The organism is Flavilitoribacter nigricans DSM 23189 = NBRC 102662 (genome assembly GCF_002646595.1).
Lineage (GTDB): Bacteria > Bacteroidota > Bacteroidia > Chitinophagales > Saprospiraceae > Flavilitoribacter > Flavilitoribacter nigricans.
In genome coordinates, this window is sequence record NZ_PDUD01000116.1 from 1 (window position 1) to 1,313 (window position 1,313).

Below are 1,313 nucleotides of genomic sequence, written 5' to 3' on the forward strand. Positions count from 1 at the left end.
TATACACTCACCTATGTGGATACCCAAACCGGTACCTGTCCGGTAGTCATAACCAGGACCTTTACCGCGATTGACGAATGTCTCAACCAGGGCACCGATACCCAAACGATTACGATTGGCGATACGACCGATCCGGTGGTGACCGCTCCGGGCGATGATACGATTGAAGCGTGCGATGTAGCTACGGGCCTTGCTGATTATTCTGAAACTCCGGTAGATATTACTGGTCAGGAAGCGGCTTACGGGGTGACGGTTACCGAAGATTGCAACTATACCCTGACTTATGTAGATACGCAAACGGGGACTTGTCCGGTAGTGATTACCCGGACGTTTACGGCAATCGATGAATGTTTGAATCAAGGCACGGATACCCAAACGATCACGATTGGCGATACCACCGATCCGGTGGTAACGGCTCCGGGCGATGATACGATTGAGGCGTGTGATGTAGCTACGGGTCTTGCTGATTATTCTGAGACCCCAGTGGATATCACAGGCCAGGAAGCAGCCTACGGCGTGACGGTTACCGAAGATTGTAACTATACCCTTACCTATGTAGATACGCAAACCGGCACTTGCCCGGTAGTGATCACGCGTACGTTCACGGCCATCGATGAGTGCCTTAACCAGGGCACCGATACGCAAACCATCACCATTGGTGATACTACCGATCCGGTAGTAACGGCTCCGGGCGATGACACGATTGAGGCTTGCGATGTCGCTACAGGATTAGCGGATTATTCAGAAACACCGGTTGATATTACGGGCCAGGAAGCGGCCTACGGAGTGACGGTTACCGAAGACTGCAATTACACCCTTACTTATGTAGATACGCAAACGGGCACCTGTCCGGTAGTGATTACGCGGACGTTTACCGCGATTGATGAGTGTTTGAATGAAGGCACAGATACGCAAACCATCACAATTGGTGATACTACCGATCCGGTAGTAACGGCCCCGGGAGACGATACGATTGAGGCTTGCGATGTCGCTACGGGATTAGCGGATTATTCAGAAACACCGGTTGATATTACGGGCCAGGAAGCGGCCTACGGAGTTACGGTTACTGAAGATTGTAACTATACCCTTACTTATGTAGATACGCAAACGGGAACTTGCCCAGTGGTCATTACCCGTACCTTCACGGCTATTGATGAGTGCCTCAACCAGGGCACCGATACGCAAACGATCACCATTGGTGATACGACCGATCCGGTGGTTACTGCTCCGGGAGACGATACGATTGAAGCCTGCGATGTCGCTACGGGACTTGCCGATTATTCAGAAACCCCGGTAGATATTACGGGCCAGGA

General features: G+C 51.6%; 1 pseudogene. It reads left to right on the forward strand.

The window, feature by feature from the left end:
* Positions 1 to 1,313, forward strand: a pseudogene (locus tag CRP01_RS42695) (hypothetical protein); the annotation flags it as partial.